The 18,351-nt window shown below is 68.2% G+C and carries 18 protein-coding genes; 14 read left to right on the plus strand and 4 right to left on the minus strand.

Annotated features, from left to right (window positions below; all coding sequences use genetic code 11):
* The first annotated feature begins 1 nt into the window (after position 1).
* The 8 genes from BUF17_RS12930 to BUF17_RS12965 all read left to right on the plus strand — a co-directional run bounded on the left by BUF17_RS12930 (position 2) and on the right by BUF17_RS12965 (position 8,699).
* Positions 2-706: an ABC transporter ATP-binding protein gene (locus BUF17_RS12930; protein ID WP_073629361.1), complete on the plus strand. Its 705-nt coding sequence runs from the start codon at positions 2-4 to the stop codon at positions 704-706.
* A gap of 54 nt (positions 707-760) precedes the next feature.
* Positions 761-1,642, plus strand: a complete 882-nt coding sequence (locus BUF17_RS12935; protein WP_073629363.1) for a branched-chain amino acid ABC transporter permease — start codon at positions 761-763, stop codon at positions 1,640-1,642.
* Positions 1,643-1,662: 20 nt separating this feature from the next.
* Positions 1,663-2,295, plus strand: coding sequence for an FMN-binding negative transcriptional regulator (locus BUF17_RS12940; protein ID WP_073629365.1), 633 nt, complete (start codon positions 1,663-1,665; stop codon positions 2,293-2,295).
* A gap of 356 nt (positions 2,296-2,651) precedes the next feature.
* The gene (locus tag BUF17_RS12945; protein WP_073629367.1) at positions 2,652-3,935 is read left to right on the plus strand and encodes a metal-dependent hydrolase family protein; all 1,284 of its coding nucleotides are present in this window, start codon (positions 2,652-2,654) and stop codon (positions 3,933-3,935) included.
* Positions 3,936-4,007: 72 nt separating this feature from the next.
* The gene (locus tag BUF17_RS12950) at positions 4,008-5,540 is read left to right on the plus strand and encodes a sugar ABC transporter ATP-binding protein (RefSeq protein WP_244530875.1); all 1,533 of its coding nucleotides are present in this window, start codon (positions 4,008-4,010) and stop codon (positions 5,538-5,540) included.
* Positions 5,537-6,520, plus strand: a complete 984-nt coding sequence (locus BUF17_RS12955) for an ABC transporter permease (protein WP_073629369.1) — start codon at positions 5,537-5,539, stop codon at positions 6,518-6,520. Before BUF17_RS12950 ends, BUF17_RS12955 begins: the two co-directional genes overlap by 4 nt.
* 38 nt (positions 6,521-6,558) lie before the next feature.
* Positions 6,559-7,506: an ABC transporter permease gene (locus BUF17_RS12960; protein WP_073629371.1), complete on the plus strand. Its 948-nt coding sequence runs from the start codon at positions 6,559-6,561 to the stop codon at positions 7,504-7,506.
* A 56-nt stretch (positions 7,507-7,562) separates the two neighbouring features.
* Positions 7,563-8,699, plus strand: a complete 1,137-nt coding sequence (locus BUF17_RS12965; RefSeq protein WP_073629373.1) for a substrate-binding domain-containing protein — start codon at positions 7,563-7,565, stop codon at positions 8,697-8,699.
* A 74-nt stretch (positions 8,700-8,773) separates the two neighbouring features.
* On the opposite strand, the gene BUF17_RS12970 is transcribed toward BUF17_RS12965, so the two are convergent.
* The 4 genes from BUF17_RS12970 to BUF17_RS12985 all read right to left on the minus strand — a co-directional run bounded on the left by BUF17_RS12970 (position 8,774) and on the right by BUF17_RS12985 (position 13,069).
* Entirely contained in the window at positions 8,774-9,364 is a 591-nt protein-coding gene (locus BUF17_RS12970; RefSeq protein WP_073629375.1) for a MarR family transcriptional regulator, read from the minus strand.
* The gene (locus tag BUF17_RS12975) at positions 9,351-10,793 is read right to left on the minus strand and encodes a substrate-binding domain-containing protein (protein ID WP_073629377.1); all 1,443 of its coding nucleotides are present in this window, start codon (positions 10,791-10,793) and stop codon (positions 9,351-9,353) included. The genes BUF17_RS12970 and BUF17_RS12975 overlap by 14 nt, the downstream gene beginning before the upstream one ends.
* Positions 10,794-10,963: 170 nt before the next feature.
* Entirely contained in the window at positions 10,964-11,692 is a 729-nt protein-coding gene (gene phbB / locus BUF17_RS12980; protein WP_073629379.1) for an acetoacetyl-CoA reductase, read from the minus strand.
* A gap of 198 nt (positions 11,693-11,890) precedes the next feature.
* Complete coding sequence (locus tag BUF17_RS12985; RefSeq protein WP_073629381.1) at positions 11,891-13,069, minus strand: acetyl-CoA C-acetyltransferase; 1,179 nt, start codon at positions 13,067-13,069, stop codon at positions 11,891-11,893.
* Between the two features lie 428 nt (positions 13,070-13,497).
* Between BUF17_RS12985 and phaR the strand changes: the two genes are divergently transcribed.
* From phaR to acs, 6 genes are all read left to right on the plus strand, one after another.
* Positions 13,498-14,091 (plus strand): polyhydroxyalkanoate synthesis repressor PhaR, encoded by a 594-nt coding sequence (gene phaR, locus BUF17_RS12990; protein WP_073629383.1) that lies wholly within the window; start codon positions 13,498-13,500, stop codon positions 14,089-14,091.
* 157 nt (positions 14,092-14,248) lie between these two features.
* Positions 14,249-14,683, plus strand: coding sequence for a GlcG/HbpS family heme-binding protein (locus BUF17_RS12995; RefSeq protein ID WP_073629385.1), 435 nt, complete (start codon positions 14,249-14,251; stop codon positions 14,681-14,683).
* Positions 14,684-14,753: 70 nt separating this feature from the next.
* A complete protein-coding gene (locus BUF17_RS13000) occupies positions 14,754-15,041 on the plus strand; it encodes a YciI family protein (protein WP_073629989.1) in 288 nt (95 codons plus the stop codon).
* Positions 15,042-15,057: 16 nt separating this feature from the next.
* Entirely contained in the window at positions 15,058-15,480 is a 423-nt protein-coding gene (locus BUF17_RS13005; protein WP_073629387.1) for an EVE domain-containing protein, read from the plus strand.
* Positions 15,438-16,142, plus strand: a complete 705-nt coding sequence (locus BUF17_RS13010; RefSeq protein ID WP_073629389.1) for a class I SAM-dependent methyltransferase — start codon at positions 15,438-15,440, stop codon at positions 16,140-16,142. The genes BUF17_RS13005 and BUF17_RS13010 overlap by 43 nt, the downstream gene beginning before the upstream one ends.
* Before the next feature lie 192 nt (positions 16,143-16,334).
* Positions 16,335-18,302: an acetate--CoA ligase gene (gene acs, locus BUF17_RS13015; protein ID WP_073629391.1), complete on the plus strand. Its 1,968-nt coding sequence runs from the start codon at positions 16,335-16,337 to the stop codon at positions 18,300-18,302.
* Positions 18,303-18,351: the final 49 nt, after the last annotated feature.

Consider the following 18,351-nt stretch of genomic DNA (forward strand, 5'->3'; position numbering starts at 1 on the left):
GATGCTTTCGGTCCGTTCGCTCCAGGTCCGCTACGGCGAGGTCGAGGCGGTCCGCCGCGTCGACCTCACAGTCGGCCACGGCGAGATCGTTGCTCTTGTCGGCGCCAACGGTGCCGGCAAGAGCACGACGCTTGCCGCCATTTCCGGCCTCGTACGCCCGGCGGGCGGCACGGTGACGTTCGAGGGCGAGGACGTGACGGGGCTCGCCCCGGAGCTGATCGCCCGGCGCGGCGTCGCGCTCACGCCGGAAGGCCGGCGGGTGTTCGCCAGCCTGACGACGGCCGAGAACCTGATGCTGGGCGGTGCGGTCCATCTCGGCCGCGCCGCGCTGAAGGAACGGGAAGCGGAGATGCTCGACCTGTTCCCCATTCTGCGGCGCTACTACCGCGTCAAGGCGGGCAATCTTTCCGGCGGCGAGCAGCAGATGCTGGCCATCGCCCGCTCGCTGATGTCGAAGCCGAAGCTTCTCCTGCTCGACGAACCCTCGCTTGGGCTCGCGCCGCAGATGATCGACAGGGTTTTCGATCTGATCGCCGACCTGCGCCGGAGCGGCCTCACGATCCTGCTCGTTGAGCAGAATGTGGCGCTGGCGCTGGAGATCGCCGACAGCGCCGTCGTCATCGCCAACGGTGATGTGGCGCTGTCCGGCTCGGCCGAAGACCTCGCAACCTCCGACCTTGTCCGGCAGGCCTATCTCGGCATCTGAGCCTGCGTGTCGCACCCTTGGCGGGCGCACTTCTTCGTGGGAGATCGAACGGCGATGTTGGTTCAACAGATCGTCAATGCCATCAGCCTCGGCGGCGTCTATGCCCTGCTCGCGCTCGGTCTCGCCATCGTGTTTTCCATCGTCGGCCTGATCAACTTCGCCCACGGCGAACTGATGACGATCGCCGGCTACAGCCTGCTCGGTGCGTTGCTGATGGGCGTGCCGCTGGCCGCCGCCGTGGTGGTGGCCGTGATATCGGCGGCGCTCGCGGCCGTGCTGATGGAGCAGATCGCCTTCAAGCCGATGCGCGGGGCGAGCGTCACCAGTCTGCTCATTACCTCGTTCGCGGTGTCGAACCTCCTGAAGGTTCTGTTCCAGAACGGCATTTCCGCCCGGCCGCAGCCGGTCGCGATGCCCTCGTGGATGACCGGGGCGTTCCAGTTCGGCGATGTCTCCATCGGTATCGGTCCGGTGCTGTCGATCACGGGCTCGGCGCTGGCGTTGGTGGCGCTGGAAGTGTTCCTGCGCCGCACGGTGATGGGAACCGCGATGCGCGCGGCGGCCGAGGACTTCAACGTGGTGCGGCTGATGGGCATTCCCGCCGGCCGCATCATCGCCGCCGCCTTCCTGTTGTCCGGCCTGCTGGCGGGCCTCGCCTCGCTCTTGTGGATCGCGCAGCGCGCGTCGGTCGATCCGCTGATGGGGTTCACGCCGGTGCTCAAGGCCTTCATCGCGACCGTTGTGGGCGGTCTCGGCAGCCTGCCGGGCGCGGTGGTCGGGGGCCTGCTGCTCGGCGCCATCGAGGTCGCGCTGCAATCCACGCTGCCGCCGGATATCGCGCCCTACCGCGATGCCATCGTGCTGTCGGGCGTGATCCTGGTGCTGCTGTTCCGGCCGGACGGCGTCATTCCGGCCGTGCGCGCCCAACGGAGCTGACGGAAGAGGAGCGGGAGGCGATGTATTCCAAGCCGGAGTTCGCGGCCCGCTCGCCCGCCGACGTTGCGGATGTGATCGCGGCCGCGCCGTTCGCCACGCTCGTCACCCACGGGCCGGAGGGCCTCGTCGCCACCCACCTCGTCATGCTGTTCGAGCCGGACCGGGGGCCGAACGGCACGCTCGTGTCACACCTTGCGCTCGACAATCCCCATGCCGCGCTGATCGCGGAGGGGAGGGAGACGCTCGCGATCTTCACCGGTCCGCACGGCTACGTGTCGTCGTCGTGGTATCCGGCCCTGCCGGTGCGCGACAGCGCGCCGACGTGGAACTATGCCGCCATCCATTGCCGCGGACGGCCGGTGCCGCTCGACGCGCGGCAAACCGCCCGCCACCTCGCGCAACTGGTGGAGCGCATGGAGCAAGGCCGCCCGGAGCGGTGGCGGATGGGCGAACTCGGCCCCGGCGGCCTGGAGCGGAGGCTGCCGCGCATCCTCGGCTTCGACCTTCCCGTCGAGCGGCTCGACGCCAAGTTCAAGATGGGACAGGACGAGCGCCTGCCCGACACCCGCGGGGCCATCGCCGCCCTGGAGAAGACCGATCCGCCCCTCGCGGCCATGATGACCCGTCACAACGCCGACCGCGACGAAGGCTGAGACGGCGGCGGCAGGCCATTGCTGCCGGGCCGCGGCCTGCCCCGGGCACCGCACGACTACCGCGGCGCCGCTTCGACGGCTGCCACCACAATTCCCCGCAAGCGCCCGCACGCCATTCCCGACCGGGCTTCGGAGGCAGAGGGCGGACGTTTGGCGACCGCTCCGGCTTCCGCCGATTGCCCCGTTGCTGGCCTTCCGGTTCCCTCCAATGTCCCAGATGTGGGACTGAAGCCCGACATTGGCGATACAATCCCGTTACCGATCCGCTTACTCATCATGGAAAGGCCGTCACAGAACGGCCGGTGAGGGGCGGGAGGCGGGGCATGGCACTGCGCCTCCATCCGGGAGGAAATGCCATGACGTCCTACCTTTTCAGGAACGTGGAGATCTGGGACGGCGAGCACGATGATCGCTATCCCGGTGAGGTGCTGGTTACGGGCAACCGCATCGCCATGGTCGCGCGCGGGCGGAACCAGATCGCCGCCGAGCAGGCAGCGGAGATCGTCGACGGCGGCGGCATGACGCTGATGCCGGGGCTCGTGGAAGGCCACTGCCATCTCTCGTTCGTGGGTCCGCGCCGCAATCAGGATCTCGGCGAGATCCCGCCGGAAGAGCATCTGCTCCGGACCTGCCGCAACGCCACCTTCATCCTCGATCACGGCTTCACCTCCTGCTACTCCGCCGCGTCGGCCAAGCTCAGGATCGATGTCGTCGTGCGGCAGGAGATCGAGGACGGCTATCTCGCCGGTCCGCGCTATCGCGCCGCTGGCCCCGAAATCACGGTGACGGGTGGCCTCGGCGACGAGCGCAAGCAGCACATCCACGCCGAAGGCTTCGGCATGATCGCCGACGGCGTCGACGAGGTGATGCGTGCCGTCCGGCTTTGCTGCCGCGAGGGCGTCGACAACGTGAAGCTCAACATTTCCGGCGACGAGTTCGTCGGACATGCCCGGGCCGAGGTCGTGTCGATGACGCAGGCCGAGGTCGATGCCGCGGTCGCGGTCGCCCATGACTGGGGCAAGCGCGTCGCCTGCCACAGCCGCGCGGCGGAATCGGTGAAGCGTGCGATCCGGGCCGGCGTCGATTGCATCTATCACTGCGACTTCGCGGACGAGGAAGCGCTCGACATGCTCGAAGCGGTGAAGGACCGGGTGATCGTCGGCCCTGCCTTCGGCCTCGTGCACAACTGCGTCTTCGAGGGCGACGTGGTCGGGCTTTCCAGGGCCGTCGTCGAAAGCATGGGCCTGCCACGCAAGCTCGAACACACAATCGCGACCTACCAGGAGATGCGCAAGCGCGGCATGAAGGTGGTGGTCGGCGGCGACTATGGCTTCACGGTCACCCCCATGGGCCAGAACGCCCGCGACATCGGCCACTTTGTGAAGTTCTTCGGCTATTCGCCAGCCGAGGCGCTGCGCTGCGCCACGGTCGTCGGCGGCGAACTCATGGGCCTGAAAGGCGAGCTCGGGGTGGTCAAGCAGGGCGCGCTCGCCGACCTTCTTCTCGTCGACGGCAATCCGCTCGAGGACCAGTCCGTGCTGGTCGGCCCGGCCCGCCTGGCCATGATCATGAAGGACGGCGGCATGCATCGCGATCCGCGGCGCTACGGCGCGCAGGACCGTTGCGCCGCCGCCGAATAGCGCCCATCCGAGGACCCGCCCGGCCGCATTCCGTCGGCCGCGACAATCCGCGATTCCCGTGGAGGCCCAGCCGTGTCCAAATCCGCCATCGCGCTCGAAATGCGCGACATCACCAAGTCGTTTCCCGGCGTTCGCGCACTCGAAGCGGTCAGCTTCGAGTGCGCGCATGGCGAAGTGCACGCCATCTGCGGCGAGAACGGCGCCGGAAAATCGACCCTGATCAAGGTGCTCGGCGGCATCTACCGGCCGGACGCCGGCGCGATCTTCGTCGAAGGAAAGCCGGCGGTGTTCTCGCACCCTGTCGAGGCGCGGCGGGCGGGCATCAGCATCATTCATCAGGAACTGAGCCTTCTGCCGCACAGGACTGTGGCGGAGAACATCTATCTCGGGCTGGAGCCGACGCGGCGCGGGCGGCTCGACAGGAAGGCGATGGCAGAGGGTGCGAGACGCCTTCTGGATCGCCTGGGCGCGTCGATCCACACCAATATCCGCGCCGGCGAACTCGCCATTGCCGAGCAGCAGACCGTCGAGATCGCGAAGGCCCTGGCCCTCGATGCCCGCATTCTGATCATGGACGAGCCCACCGCCGCGCTCGACGACGCCAATGCAAAGCGCCTGCTCGACCTGATCGCCCGGCTCAGGTCCGAAGGCGTCGCGATCGTCTACGTCTCCCACCGCATGCCCGAGATCGCTGCGATCGCCGACCGCGTGACCGTCATGAAGGACGGACGGAACGTCGAAACCGCGCCGATTGCCGACATGCCGACGGAGCGCATCGTGCGGCTGATGGTGGGGCGGGCCTTGTCCGATTATTATCCCGCGCGGCCGCAGACGCCGCCCGGCGCCGTGCTGCTGGAAGTCGCTGGCGGCGGCAATGCCGAGCTGACGGATATCGAGCTGCGCGTCCACGCCGGGGAGATCGTCGGCATCGCGGGCCTCGAGGGATCGGGCAAGGCGGCGCTGGCGCGGGCCATTTTCGGCGACGGACCCTTCACGCGCGGAGGGGTCCGGTTTCTCGGCGAGCCCGTCGACCTGCGCCATCCTCGTGCGGGCATCTCCGCCGGCATCGGCTATCTCTCCGACGACCGCAAGCGCGAGGGCTGCCTCATCCAGCAATCCCTGCGCGACAATCTCCTGCTGGTGCGCCGCGCCTTCGCAGGCGCTGCACGGGGGGCGTCCGCCGGCTCGCTCGCCGATGTCGGGGCGGACGAGATGATGCGCCGCCTCGACGTGCGCGCGGCTGATTTCGGCCAGGCGATCGGCGCGCTTTCCGGCGGAAACCAGCAGAAGGTGATCCTCGGCCGGTGGCTCGCGCGCGATCCGAGGCTACTGATCTTCTGCGAACCGACCCGCGGGATCGACGTCGCCGCCAAGGCGGCGATCTACCGGCTGATGCGGGACGTCGCCGCCCGCGGCCGCGGCGTCGTCATGGTCTCCTCGGACCTGCCCGAGGTGATCGGCGTTTCCGACCGCATTCTCGTTATGCATCAGGGCCACATCGCCGGCGAATGCTCTCCCGATGTGGGGGAGGAAGGCGTCATGGCGCTCGCCGTCGGCCATCTGCCTTCTCCGGCGCCCCTTTCCGGCGAAGGAGCCCGAGCATGACGATCGCGGATGCGGTTTCCACGTCCTCCCGATCCCGACGCGGCCTGCCGGTGCCGCTACTGCTCTTCCTCGCTTCGGCCGTGCTCTATGTCGGCGCGGCGGTCCAGGCGGGTCAGTTCAGCCAGCTCAATGCGGCCGGTTTTGTCGGTCTCGCGCAGCGAATGGTCGGTCTCGGCATTGTTGCCATCGGCCAGACCTTCGTCATCCTCGCCGGCTCGATCGATCTCTCGGTGGCGAACCTCATCTCCGTCGCGGCGGTGCTGGCCTCCTTCGTCATGCAGGGCGATCCGGCGATGATCGCGCCGGCCGTGGTGCTTGTCCTCGCCGTTGCGGCCGCGGTCGGCGCGCTCAACGGCGTCGTCGTCGCGAAACTGGGCGTCAATCCGCTGATCGCGACGCTCGGGGTGGGGCTGATCCTGCAGGGATTGCTGTCGGCGAGCTTCAACAATTTCGCCGGTTCCGTTCCGGAGGCGTTCCAGGGCTTTGCCTATGGCACAGTCGGCATCGTGCCCTGGTCCGTGCTCGGGCTGCTCCTTCTTGCGATCCTCGGCGCCTTCCTGCTCCGTTCCACGCGCTTCGGCGCCCATCTCTATGCGACGGGCGGTAATGTCGACGGTGCCCGGCTCGCCGGCATCCGCACCGACCGGGTCATTATCCTCGCGCACGTCATCTGCAGCCTGATGGCGGGCTTGACGGGACTGTATCTCGCCTCGCGGCTTCGCTCGGGCGCGCCCTGGGTCGGCCGCGACGGCGTTTACGATCTTGAATCGATTGCGGTCGTCGTCATCGGCGGCACGCTTCTCTCCGGCGGACGGGGCGGGATCTGGGGCACGCTCGCAGGCGTGCTTCTGTTCGCGACGCTCGACGCCGTCTTCAACATGCTCGGCGTTCCCGCTTTCCCGAAACAGGTGATGCGCGGCGCCATCGTGATCCTGGCGGTCGCGGCCTATGCGATCCGCAGCAAGGAGCCGGTGGCATGAGCGCGGCAGCGGCGAGCGAACCGGGCCGGAAGAGCGGCATGAACCTCATCAGGACGATCAACATCGCCGTCATCGTGTTCGTCGTTCTCTACGCGGCCATCGCGATCCTGCAGCCGAACTATCTCGAGCCAGGGGGCATCATGAACTTCCTGCGGCGGGCGACGCCGCTCGCCGTTCTCGCCTGCGGGCAGGTCTTCGTGCTGGTCTCGGGCGGGTTCGACCTGTCGATGGGCGCGCTCGTCACGCTGACGGTGATCGGCGGCTCGATGCTGACCGACAACGATCCGGCCAACACCGCCTGGGCGATCCTCGTTCTCTATGCGATCGGGCTGTGCGTCGGCCTCCTCAACGGGCTGGTCGTGACCGTGCTGCGCGTGCCCTCGATCATCGCGACGCTCGGCATGCTGCTGTCCCTGAACGGCGTTGCGATGATGTGGTCGGGCGGTTCGCCGCGCGGCTATCTCCCCGACAATTTCCGCTTCTTCGGCCGCTTCACGTTCCGGGACGTCCCGGTCGTCGGGTCGTTTCCGGTGACGGTGGTCGTGCTGGTCGCCGTCGCGCTCGTCGCGTGGTGGGGGCTTCAGAAGACCGTCTTCGGCAAGCGCATCTTCGCGATCGGCGACAATCCGCGGGCGGCGGCGCTCTCCGGTGTGCGGGTCGATGCCACCCGCATCGCGGCCTTCGTGATCTCGGCACTGGCGGCGGTCACCGGCGGCATCATTCTCGGCGGGTTCGCGGGCGTCTCCGTCGATGTCGGATCGGGGCTAGAGCTTCAGGCAATCGCGGCCTGCGTGATCGGTGGCGTTCAGCTGATGGGCGGGCGCGGCAGCGTCGTCGGCGCGGTGGCGGGTGCGTTCACGCTCTTCGCGCTGTTCACGCTGCTCAATCTGCTCGGCCTGCCGCAACCGCTCAAGGACACGGCGCAGGGCGTCATCCTGATTTCCGCCGTCGCCTCCGGTGCATGGCGCCGGCGCCGCGGCGGATGAACCGGACCGCAAGGTCCCAAATGCCGCGCAAAGCGGCTGTTGACGGGAGGAAGACCATGAGAAGACGTCTGCTCGGTATCGCGGCCGCGGTGTTGACGCTCGCCTTCGCGGGCGAAGCGTCGGCCCAGAATTTCGACGATCCGAAGGAATTCGAAGCCTCGAAGCAATTGCTCGAGATGAAGCCCGAGGGGCCGGCCGGCAAGCCGTGGGAACAGCATCTGGGCGGCAAGGAAGTCGATACCTCCCGGTACAAGAAGCCCGGTCCCTATCACATCTGCTTCTCGAACGCGGGCGTGAACAACCCCTGGCGCGTCGTCGGCTGGACCGACATGCAGGCCCAGGTGGAGATGATGAAGGGCGATATCGCCTCGTTCACCCATGCCGATGCCGAGGGCAAGGACGACAAGCAGATCTCCGACATCAACGCCTTCGTGTCGTCGGGCAAGTGCGACCTCCTGATCGTGTCGCCCAACACCACCGCCGCGCTGACGCCAGCCGTCGAGGCGGCCTGCAAGGCGTTGCCCGTCGTCGTCTTCGATCGCGGCGTTCTCACCGAATGCCCGGTGACGTTCGTCAATCCGATTGGCGGCTACGGCTGGGGCATCCAGACGGCGGACTTCATCGCCGGGAAGCTGCCGAAGGGTGGAAAGGTGCTGGCGCTCCGGATTCTGCCGGGCGTCGACGTGCTGGAGGCGCGCTGGTCGGCGGCGAACCGCATTTTCAAGGAAAAGGGCATCGACGTCGTCGGCGTCGAGTTCACCGACGGCGACAACGCCAAGACCAAGGCCATCGTCGAGGACTATATCAACCGCTTCGGCAAGATCGATGCGATCTGGATGGATGCCGGCGCGACCGCCGTCGCCGCCATCGAGGCCTTCGAGGACGCCGGCCAGCCCTATCCGATCATCACCGGCGAGGATCAGGAAGACTTTCTGGTGAAGTGGAAGAAGGAGGGCCTCACCGCCTTCGGCCCGACCTATCCGACCTATCAGTGGCGCTCGCCGGTCATCGCTGCCGTCAAGATCCTGAAGGGCGAGCCGGTCATCGGTCCGACCTGGAAATTGCCGCAGCCGGTGATCACTGAGGAGACGCTCGACAAATATGTGAACGAGAAGATGCCGCCGCTGCACTACGCCATGTGCGGCTGCGAAGACATGCCCGGCTATCCCGAGCGGTGGGGCGGCAAGCCGTAGACATCGTTCGCAACGAAAACGCGGGTAGCATCGACCGGGGCGCCGCAGGGCGCCCCGCTTTGATATCGGCCGGCTCAGACCGGGCCGTCACAGTCGGCGCGGAGCGAGGCGGCGAGTGCCGCCGCGACGCGATCGAGGCAGGCGGCCGCCGAGCGGACCTCGGCTTCGCCGGCATTGGGGCGAAGGGAGAGGCGAAGCGTCGCCGCGTAACTTCGGGCCGCGTAACCTTGGCTCACATGACTTCCGGCTGAACGGCCGATGTCCGTCGCGATCTGCCGCGGTGGCCGTCCGCCCTCGCGGTCCCACGGCGCGCGCCGCTCCGTCACGACGAAGGTCTTGTCACCATCGCAGAGGAGCAGCGCGACCGAGGCGTCGGTATCGTCGCGCAGCACGGGTATCAGGCTTTCGCAGGCCGCGGCCATTGCGCCGAGACCGAACCGGGCGAGCGCGAGCCGGGCGGCGGCGGGACCCGGCGCGAGGACGCCACCCGCATCGCGCTCGATGAGGCCGGCTGCATCGAGCTCAGCCGCGACGGCAAAGGCCGTCGAGCGGCTGAGGCCGGCCGCGCCTGCGAGTTCGGCGACGGTTTGCGGTCGGCCGTCGGCGAGGGCGACCAGAATCCGCGCCACGGCTGCGACGCCCGCCGTTTCGTCACGGGCCGGCATCGATGCGCCTTCCTCCGTCGACGGCGGCCGACCGGTTGTAGCGGTTGCCCTTGTAGTGAATCCTGAACGAGCGCGGATCGTAGGCCGGGCCGAGGCCGCTCGCGAGGATGAGGTCGTCCGGCAGATCCCATCGTACATGCTCGTCGGACCAGAGATCCGGCTTCACGGAGCGCGTCGCATGACCCCGGGTGACGACGATTTCCGTCGAGACGTCGACGCGGCGCGGCACGGCGCGGCCGCGCAGCACATCGATCAGCACCTCGATGGACCGCAGCCCCATCGCGGGCGGATAATCGACGGCGGCCTGCGCCACGCCGTGGCGGATGGCCAGCTTGTAGGCGAGATTGAGATCCCCGCCGGTGTGCGGGGGGATCGCGCCGGACCGCCCCGCCGCGACGAACGCCTTGAGCGACCCGACGGCCTGCAGACCGGAATCGCACCACACGCCGTCCGGCACTTCTGCGCCTGAAGCGAGGCGGGCTGCGACGATTTCGCGGCCACGCCGCTGCTGCCAGCCGGTCCAGCAGATATCGAGGACCCGGATGCTGGGATGGCGGGCGAAGACCGCCAGCGCGCCTTCCAGCCGGCGGTGGGCGGGATCGGCGCCGAGAAGCCCCGGCAGAAGCAGGACGGACCCACGGCCGTGCAGGCGCTCGGAAAGCCAGCGCGCGGTGATCTCGCCGATGGTGCGGTCGTCGCAGGTGACGAAGCTCGCATGGGGGAGGACATCGGGCCGGCCGCGATCGACGATGACGGTGGGCACGCCGCGACGCTCGGCTTCGGCGATCACCTCGGCCAGCTCCACGGACCGGGTGGCGCTCAGCACGAGCCCATCGATGCCCCTGGTAAGCAGGGCCTCGATGTCGCGGATCTGGCGGTCGGCGTCGAGGCCGGCATGCCGGACCGACAGCGCGGAGACAAGCGCCTCATGGCGCACGGCGCCATATTCGACGCTGTGAACGAGGGCCGTGCGCCAAGGGTGGTCGATCGAGGCGTTGGAAAAGCCGAGGCGGAATTTCGGCGTCCGCCGGAAGCGGCCGGTGTCGGAAAGGCGGATGCAGTCCGGGTTGCGGGCCAGCACGTAGCTCGCGCCGGGCGCCCGCGACAGGCGCTTGCGCCTTGGTGCCTGGTGCCGCTCGTCTTCCTGCCGCAGCATCGCCTCGCGCCGCTGGCCGAGCCTCAGCGCGGCGGGGCCGAGGGCGATCCAGCCGCGGCGCGAGAGATCCAGAAGCCCGTGATCGGCAAGCACACGGACGATGCGGTTGAGAGAAGAACGGGCGATCGCGAGATCGCGCGCCGCCTCCCCCGTCCGGATCGCCCCCTCGCGCGCTGCGAGCAGGCAGATGAGTTCGATCGCGACGGAGCGGCCGCGGCGGGTGCCTCCGGCCGGCGCCGGGGAGGTCTCATCGTCCGTCGCCGGTTCCTCCATGAGACCCACGCCTCCTTTCGCCTGCCTCAGTAGGACGGGAAGGCGGCGGGATTCTCAAGGGTTCTCCGGTGACATCTCGCCGAGGCCGATCCGGGGACGATGGTGGCGACAGCTTGGGTTTGCCGGCCGGATGGCGACCATCCGGCCGGAGCGAGTGCGGGAGCCGGCGATCAGCCGTTGGCGATGTACTGCGCGCCGTTGATGGTCAGCACCGAGCCGGTGATGAACGCGGCGGACTCCGAGGCGAGATAGGTGACGAGATCGGCCACTTCTTCCGGCTTGCCGAGGCGGCCGACCGGGATCGTGGCGATGATCGAGTCCAGGATCTGCGGCGGCACGGCGCGCACCATGTCGGTGTCGATATAGCCCGGGCAGATCGCGTTGACGGTGATGCCCTTCTTCGCGTTTTCCTGGGCGAGCGCCTTGGTGAAGCCGATGATGCCGGCCTTGGCGGCGGAATAGTTCGTCTGCCCGGCCTGGCCCTTCTGGCCGTTGATCGACGAGATATTGATGATGCGGCCGAAATTGCGGGCGCGCATGCCCTCGATCACCGGGCGGGTCATCGTGAACATGGAATCGAGATTGGTGCGGATGACGGCGCTCCACTGGTCGAACGTCATCTTGTGCAGGGTGGCGTCGCGGGTGATGCCCGCATTGTTGACGAGGATCTCGACGGGTCCGAGCTTCGCCTCGACATCGGCGATGCCGGCGGCGCATTCCTCGGGGTGGGCGACGTCCCACCGGAACACCGAGACGCCGTGTTCCTCGCTGAACTTGGTCGCGGCCTCGACGTGGCCGGCATAGGTCGACGCGACCGTGTAGCCCGCCTTCTTCAGTCCAACCGAGATCGCGGCGCCGATGCCCCGCGTGCCGCCGGTGACCAGCGCCACCTTACCCATTGCCTGTCTCCTTGATGTCGGGCGGTTTGCAGTCAGCCGCTGCTCCGCCGTTGCCTCGTTTGCCGCCGCCGGACGCCGCCGGCGGCAGATCGTCGCCCTGTGGAAGGTTTGCCGCGGGAGAACTCCCGCGGCGGGAAGGGAAGCCGGCCGTCGGGACCGCCGCGGGCGGCCCCGGCCTTTTCGCGGGCCGGTAAGGCCTCAGAGCGCTTCGACCGTCAGCGCAACGCCCATGCCGCCGCCGATGCAGAGGGTGGCGAGGCCCTTCTTCGCGCCGCGACGGTTGAGCTCGTGCAGCAGCGTCACCAGGATGCGGGCGCCGGAGGCACCGATCGGGTGACCGATGGCGATGGCGCCGCCATTGACGTTGACGATCTCCGGGTTCCAGCCGAGTTCCTTGTTGACCGCGCAGGCCTGCGCGGCGAAGGCCTCGTTGGCCTCGACGAGGTCGAGATCGTCGATCGACCAGCCCGCCTTGGCGAGCGCCTTGCGGGAAGCCGGGATCGGGCCGGTGCCCATCACCGCCGGGTCGACGCCGGCCGTGGCCCAGGACGCGATGCGCGCAAGCGGGGTGATGCCGCGGCGAACGGCCTCCGCCTCGGTCATCAGCACCACGGCGGCGGCGCCGTCATTGATGCCGGACGCGTTGGCGGCCGTGACCGAGCCGTCCTTGCTGAAGGCCGGGCGCAGCTTGGCTGCGGCCTCGAGGGTGGCGCCGGCGCGGATATATTCGTCGGTGTCGACGATCTTGTCGCCCTTGCGGTCCTTGATGGTGATGGGGACGATCTCGTCCTTGAAGCGGCCGGCGTCGCGGGCCGCTTCGGCCTTGTTCTGGGAGGCGACTGCGAAGGCGTCCTGCTGCTCGCGGGTGATCTGCCACTTGGTGGCGACGTTCTCCGCGGTCACGCCCATGTGGTAGCCGTTGAAGGCATCCCACAGGCCGTCCTTGATCATGGTGTCGATGAAGTTCATGTCGCCCATCTTGTGCCCGGCGCGCAGATAGGCGGCGTGGGTCGACAGGCTCATGTTCTCCTGGCCGCCGGCCACGACGATGTCCGCATCGCCGCCGGCGATCTGCTGCATGCCGAGCGCGACGGCGCGCAGACCCGAGCCGCACACCTGATTGAGGCCCCACGCGGTGGTGCCGATCGGCAGGCCGGCGCCGATCGAGGCCTGCCGGGCGGGGTTCTGGCCCTGGGCGGCCGTCAGAACCTGACCGAGGATGACCTCGTTGACCTCCTCCGGCGCCACCTTGGCGGCGGCCGTCACGGCCTTGATGACTTCGGCGCCGAGAACGTGGGCGGGCGTCGCCGCGAACGATCCGTTGAAGCTGCCGACCGCGGTGCGCTGCGCGCTGGCGATCACGATTGCCTGGCTCATGTCCCTGTCCTCATCCGCTTGTCCGGTCCGGGCGACCGGCGTCGTTTCAAGGCTGCTGCGAAGCCTGCCGGTCGGCGGGCCGTTTCCGTCCCGCGCGCCGTGCCGGTGCCCACGATGGCACTCTGCGGCTTCAGCTTCGCGACGCGCGTCTTCGTTCTCCCGATCGGCGCGAACCTCCTCCGGGTCTCACGGCAAGCCGTGCATCCCGGAGCGCAGCCGCACGCCGTTGCGGATCGATGTGAGCCGGGGCGATGGCGCAAGTCAACTCGGGTTTCAACCTTAGTGCGGTGCAGCGAGGTCGCGTGCAGCGCAACATGGGTGTTGCGATGCAAACGACGAAAGCGGTGGCATGGAAACGTGGAAGCTTTTATCGTCCCTTGGAAACCGGCTTTGCGCCGGACGAGACAGGGCGGGGCTAACGACCGACGATGGCAAAGACCAACGAGGCTACCATCATCAAGAAGTACGCCAACCGGCGGTTGTACAACACCGGAACGAGTACCTACGTCACCCTCGAAGATCTGGCCGAGATGGTGAAGAACGAAGAGGACTTCGTCGTGTTCGACGCCAAGTCCGGCGAGGAGATCACCCGCTCCGTGCTGACCCAGATCATCTTCGAGCAGGAGAACAAGGGCCAGAACCTGCTGCCGATTTCGTTCCTGCGCCAGCTCATCCGCTTCTACGGCGATTCGATGCAGAATCTGGTGCCGAGCTATCTCGACTTTTCGATCTCGTCGCTGTCGCGCGAGCAGGAGCGGTTCCGCAACCATCTGACGACCGCGTTCGGCTCCTCCGCCTTCGACGCGCTGGAGGATCAGGTCCGGCGCAACACCGAGATCTTCGAGCGGTCGATGCGGATGTTCCTTCCCTTCGGAACGACCGGAGAGCCGCAGCGTCCCGCCACGGAAGAGACCAAGGCCGCCGCGCCGGTCAACGAACTGGAGGAAATGAAGCGCCAGCTCGCCGACATGCAGCGCAAGATCGAGTCGATCGCCGTGCCGAAGAAGGGCGAGACCGACTGAAACGGACGCTGCCGGCCGGTTGCCTGCCCGCCATGCGTCCCGCAGGGGCGCGTGCGGGCGGCGCCTCGCTGCCGCGCTTCGCACCACGCGCGCCGTCCCTGCGGCTTGCGCGCAAGCCACCACCCCCGGGCGCACCTGCCCGGACCGGAGATAAATCGTGACCGACCTGACGCTGGCGCTCGCGCGCAAGATCATCGACGAGGGCTTCGTGAAGTCCGCGGAACTGGGGCTGAAGCCGCTCGCCATCGCGGTGCTCGATGCCGCCGGCCAGCTCAAGGCGTTCGCCCGGCAGGACGCGCCGGCCCTGCTGCGGGCCGACATCGCCATCGGTAAGGCTTACGGGGCGCTCGCCGTCGGGCTCGGCTCCCGCGCGCTGAACCGCATGGCGATCGAACGTCCGCATTTCGTCCAGGGCCTCGAGAGCATCTCGGGGGGCAAGATCGTGCCGGTGATCGGCGGCGTTCTGATCAAGACGGCGGAGGAACGCATCGTCGGTGCGGTCGGCGTCTCCGGCGACCTGTCGGAGAACGACGAGGCGGTCGCCATCGCCGGCATCGAGGCCGCCGGCCTCTCCGCCGATCCGGGGATGTGACGCCTGCGCCGAACCGCAGACCTTCCATCGGATGCCGCCCGCGCATCCCGTCAACACGGACACGCCCATCATGCTCTACGCCGCCGTCTGCATCGACAAGCCGAACGCGCTCGACCTGCGCATGGCCACCCGGCCGGTCCATCTGAAGTGGATCGAGGCCAACCTGTCGACGATCCGCACCGCCGGCCCGCTGCTCGATCCCAAGGGCGAGAACCCGATCGGCTCGCTGTTCGTGGTGGAGGCGGAGAGTCTGGAGGCGGCGCGCACCTTCATGGCGGAGGATCCCTACAATGGCGCCGGCCTGTTCGCCTCGGTCGATGTGCGGCCCTGGCGGATGACGTTCGGCACGTTCGGCTGAGCGGGGCGCGACTTCGATGCCGCACTGGCTCTACAAGTCCGAGCCGTTCAAGTGGTCGTGGGATGCCCAGGTGGCGGCCGGCGAGAAGGGCACCCACTGGGACGGCGTGCGCAACCACTCCGCCAAGCTCAACCTTCTCGCCATGCGCCTCGGCGACCGCGGCTTCTTCTACCACTCCAACGAGGGCAAGGAGATCGTGGGCATCGTCGAGGTGATCCGCGAGGCCTATCCCGATCCGTCCGATCCGGCGGGCAAGTTCGTGATGGTGGACCTGAAGGCGGTCGAGCCGCTGCCGCGCCCGGTCACGCTCGCCGAGATCAAGGAGGAGCCGGCCCTGAAGGACATGGCGCTCCTGAAATATTCCCGGCTTTCGGTTCAGCCGGTCACGGACGAGGAATGGGCGTTCGTGCTGCGCATGGCCGGGAAAGCGGCGGCGTGAGCGCGCCGCTGGAAGACCCGGTCGCCTTCATCCGCGCCAACACGCTGCTGGCGCCGTCGTCCCTCGTGCCGGAGGTGCGGCTTCATCTCGCCGACGAGGCCATCGAGCTTTGGCGGCGAACCGAGGACGTGCTCGGCGAGAGCGACCTGCCGCCGCCCTACTGGGCTTTCGCCTGGGCAGGCGGGCAGGCGCTCGCCCGTCACGTGCTCGACCATCCGGACCTGGTGGCCGGCCGGCGGGTGCTCGACTTCGCCTCCGGTTCGGGCATCGTGGCGATCGCCGCCTTGAAGGCGGGGGCCGCCTCCGTCGTCGCCACCGAGATCGACGCCTTCGCGCGCGCAGCGATCCTCCTCAACGCGCAGGCGAACGGCGTGGAGGCCGATCTTGCTGTGTCGGGCGAGGATGCGACCGCGGGCGAGGCCGGCCGCTTCGACGTGGTGCTGGCGGGCGACGTGTTCTACGAGAAGCCGATGGCGACGCGTGTCGGCGGCTGGCTCGTGCGCGAATGCGCCGCTGGAACCGCGGTTCTCGTCGGTGATCCCGGCCGGTCCTACCTGCCGAAGGCCGAGCTCGATCCGGTCGCGGAGTACCGCGTCCCCGTGCCGCGGGCCATCGAGGACAGCGACCTCAAGCACACCCGCATCTGGCGGTTCCGCTCCTGATGCGCTGCGGCGCATCCGGCTGCGACGAAAGACGTTGAGACGAAAGACCTAGCCCTCACGATGCGCCACAATATGGACGGCCGCACCCCCCGCGCCTTATAATTCGCCCAAGCATAACAATCGTACGATGCGGGTCGCCGGCCGGCTTCAAGCCGATGTCCTCCTGGCAAGACCGCGCACACGGAGGATTCCATGTACGAACCAGTCATCGCCGTTCCCCCGTCCTTCGCGGCTTCCGCTCTTGTGGACGAGGCCGGCTATCGCGCCATGTACGAGCGCTCGATCGCCGATCCCGAGGGCTTCTGGGGTGAGCATGGCCGGCGGATCGACTGGATCAAGCCCTACACCACCGTGAAGAACACCAGCTACGGCCATCCCGACGTGTCGATCCGCTGGTACGAGGACGGCACACTGAACGTCTCGGCAAACTGCGTCGACCGGCATGCGGCCACCCGGCCCGACCAGGTGGCGATCATCTGGGAGGGCGACGATCCGGGCGAGCAGCGGCTCATCACCTATCGCGAGCTGAAGGACGAAGTCTGCCGCTTCGCCAACGTGCTGAAGGCGCACGGCGTGAAGCGCGGCGACCGCGTCACGCTCTACCTGCCGATGATCCCCGAGGCGGCGTTCGCCATGCTCGCCTGCGCGCGCATCGGCGCGGTGCATTCGGTCGTGTTCGGCGGCTTCTCGCCGGATGCGCTCGCCGGCCGCATTGAGGACTGCGCCTCGACGGTCGTCATCACTGCCGACGAGGGCCTGCGCGGCGGCAAGCGCGTGCCGCTCAAGGCCAACGTGGACGCCGCCATCTCCCGTATCTCGGAGGATCATTTCGCCCCGGTCGAGACCGTGATCGTGGTGCGCCGCACCGGCGGCAACGTGGCGATGACCCCCGGCCGTGACGTCTGGTACGACGAGGAAGCCGCCAGGGTGCCGGCTGTTTGCGGGCCGGAGGAGATGAACGCGGAGGACCCGCTGTTCATCCTCTATACGTCGGGCTCCACCGGCAAGCCGAAGGGCGTGCTGCACACCTCCGGCGGCTATCTCGTCTATGCGTCGATGACGCACCAGTACGTGTTCGACTACAAGCCCGGCGACATCTACTGGTGCACGGCTGATGTCGGCTGGGTGACCGGCCACTCCTACATCGTCTATGGTCCGCTCGCGAACGGCGCCACTACGCTGATGTTCGAGGGCGTGCCGACGTGGCCGACCAATGCCCGGCTGTGGCAGGTGGTCGACAAGCACAAGGTCACGATCTTCTACACCGCGCCGACCGCCATTCGCGCGCTGATGGGCGCCGGCGACGAGCCGGTGAAGAGCGCGTCGCGGGCGAGCCTGCGCCTGCTCGGTTCGGTCGGCGAGCCGATCAATCCGGAAGCGTGGCTGTGGTATTATCACACCGTCGGCGACAACCGCTGCCCGATCGTCGACACCTGGTGGCAGACCGAGACCGGCGGCATCCTGATCACGCCGCTGCCGGGTGCGACGGCGCTGAAGCCGGGCTCCGCGACGCTGCCGTTCTTCGGCGTGCGTCCGGCGCTGGTCGACAACGAGGGCAACACGCTGGAAGGCGCGGCGGAAGGCAACCTCGTGCTGCTCGATTCCTGGCCCGGCCAGATGCGCACGGTGTTCGGCGATCACCAGCGCTTCGTCGAGACCTATTTCTCCACCTACAAGGGCACCTATTTCACCGGCGACGGCTGCCGGCGCGACGCGGACGGCTATTACTGGATCACCGGGCGGGTCGACGACGTGCTGAACGTCTCTGGCCACCGCATGGGCACCGCCGAGATCGAATCGGCGCTCGTTGCCCATCCGGCGGTGTCGGAGGCGGCGGTGGTCGGCTATCCCCACGACATCAAGGGGCAGGGCATCTATGCCTATGTCACGCTGATGCAGGGCGAACAGCCGACCGACGACCTGCGCCGCGCGCTGGTGCATTGGGTGCGCAAGGAAATCGGCCCGATCGCGACGCCCGACCTGATCCAGTTCGCGCCGGGCCTGCCCAAGACGCGCTCCGGCAAGATCATGCGCCGCATCCTGCGCAAGATCGCCGAGGATCATTACGAGGCGCTCGGCGATATCTCGACGCTCGCCGATCCCAGCGTGGTGGCGGACCTCATCGAGAACCGGATGAACCGCCGCGTCGCCGTCGCCTGACGGCTGACAGCGTGAGACGCAAACGGCCGGAAGCGGGACACCGCTTCCG

This window comes from Pseudoxanthobacter soli DSM 19599, from assembly GCF_900148505.1.
In the GTDB taxonomy this organism is placed as follows: Bacteria; Pseudomonadota; Alphaproteobacteria; order Rhizobiales; family Segnochrobactraceae; genus Pseudoxanthobacter; species Pseudoxanthobacter soli.

Coding starts and splice junctions, on each gene's coding strand:
- BUF17_RS12930 (WP_073629361.1), top strand. CDS start 2: ATGCTTTCGGTCCGTTCGCTCCAGGTCCGCTACGGCGAGGTCGAGGCG.
- BUF17_RS12935 (WP_073629363.1), top strand. CDS start 761: ATGTTGGTTCAACAGATCGTCAATGCCATCAGCCTCGGCGGCGTCTAT.
- BUF17_RS12940 (WP_073629365.1), top strand. CDS start 1,663: ATGTATTCCAAGCCGGAGTTCGCGGCCCGCTCGCCCGCCGACGTTGCG.
- BUF17_RS12945 (WP_073629367.1), top strand. CDS start 2,652: ATGACGTCCTACCTTTTCAGGAACGTGGAGATCTGGGACGGCGAGCAC.
- BUF17_RS12955 (WP_073629369.1), top strand. CDS start 5,537: ATGACGATCGCGGATGCGGTTTCCACGTCCTCCCGATCCCGACGCGGC.
- BUF17_RS12960 (WP_073629371.1), top strand. CDS start 6,559: ATGAACCTCATCAGGACGATCAACATCGCCGTCATCGTGTTCGTCGTT.
- BUF17_RS12965 (WP_073629373.1), top strand. CDS start 7,563: ATGAGAAGACGTCTGCTCGGTATCGCGGCCGCGGTGTTGACGCTCGCC.
- BUF17_RS12970 (WP_073629375.1), bottom strand. CDS start 9,364: ATGCCGGCCCGTGACGAAACGGCGGGCGTCGCAGCCGTGGCGCGGATT.
- BUF17_RS12975 (WP_073629377.1), bottom strand. CDS start 10,793: ATGGAGGAACCGGCGACGGACGATGAGACCTCCCCGGCGCCGGCCGGA.
- phbB (WP_073629379.1), bottom strand. CDS start 11,692: ATGGGTAAGGTGGCGCTGGTCACCGGCGGCACGCGGGGCATCGGCGCC.
- BUF17_RS12985 (WP_073629381.1), bottom strand. CDS start 13,069: ATGAGCCAGGCAATCGTGATCGCCAGCGCGCAGCGCACCGCGGTCGGC.
- phaR (WP_073629383.1), top strand. CDS start 13,498: ATGGCAAAGACCAACGAGGCTACCATCATCAAGAAGTACGCCAACCGG.
- BUF17_RS13000 (WP_073629989.1), top strand. CDS start 14,754: ATGCTCTACGCCGCCGTCTGCATCGACAAGCCGAACGCGCTCGACCTG.
- BUF17_RS13005 (WP_073629387.1), top strand. CDS start 15,058: ATGCCGCACTGGCTCTACAAGTCCGAGCCGTTCAAGTGGTCGTGGGAT.
- BUF17_RS13010 (WP_073629389.1), top strand. CDS start 15,438: ATGGGCGTTCGTGCTGCGCATGGCCGGGAAAGCGGCGGCGTGAGCGCG.
- acs (WP_073629391.1), top strand. CDS start 16,335: ATGTACGAACCAGTCATCGCCGTTCCCCCGTCCTTCGCGGCTTCCGCT.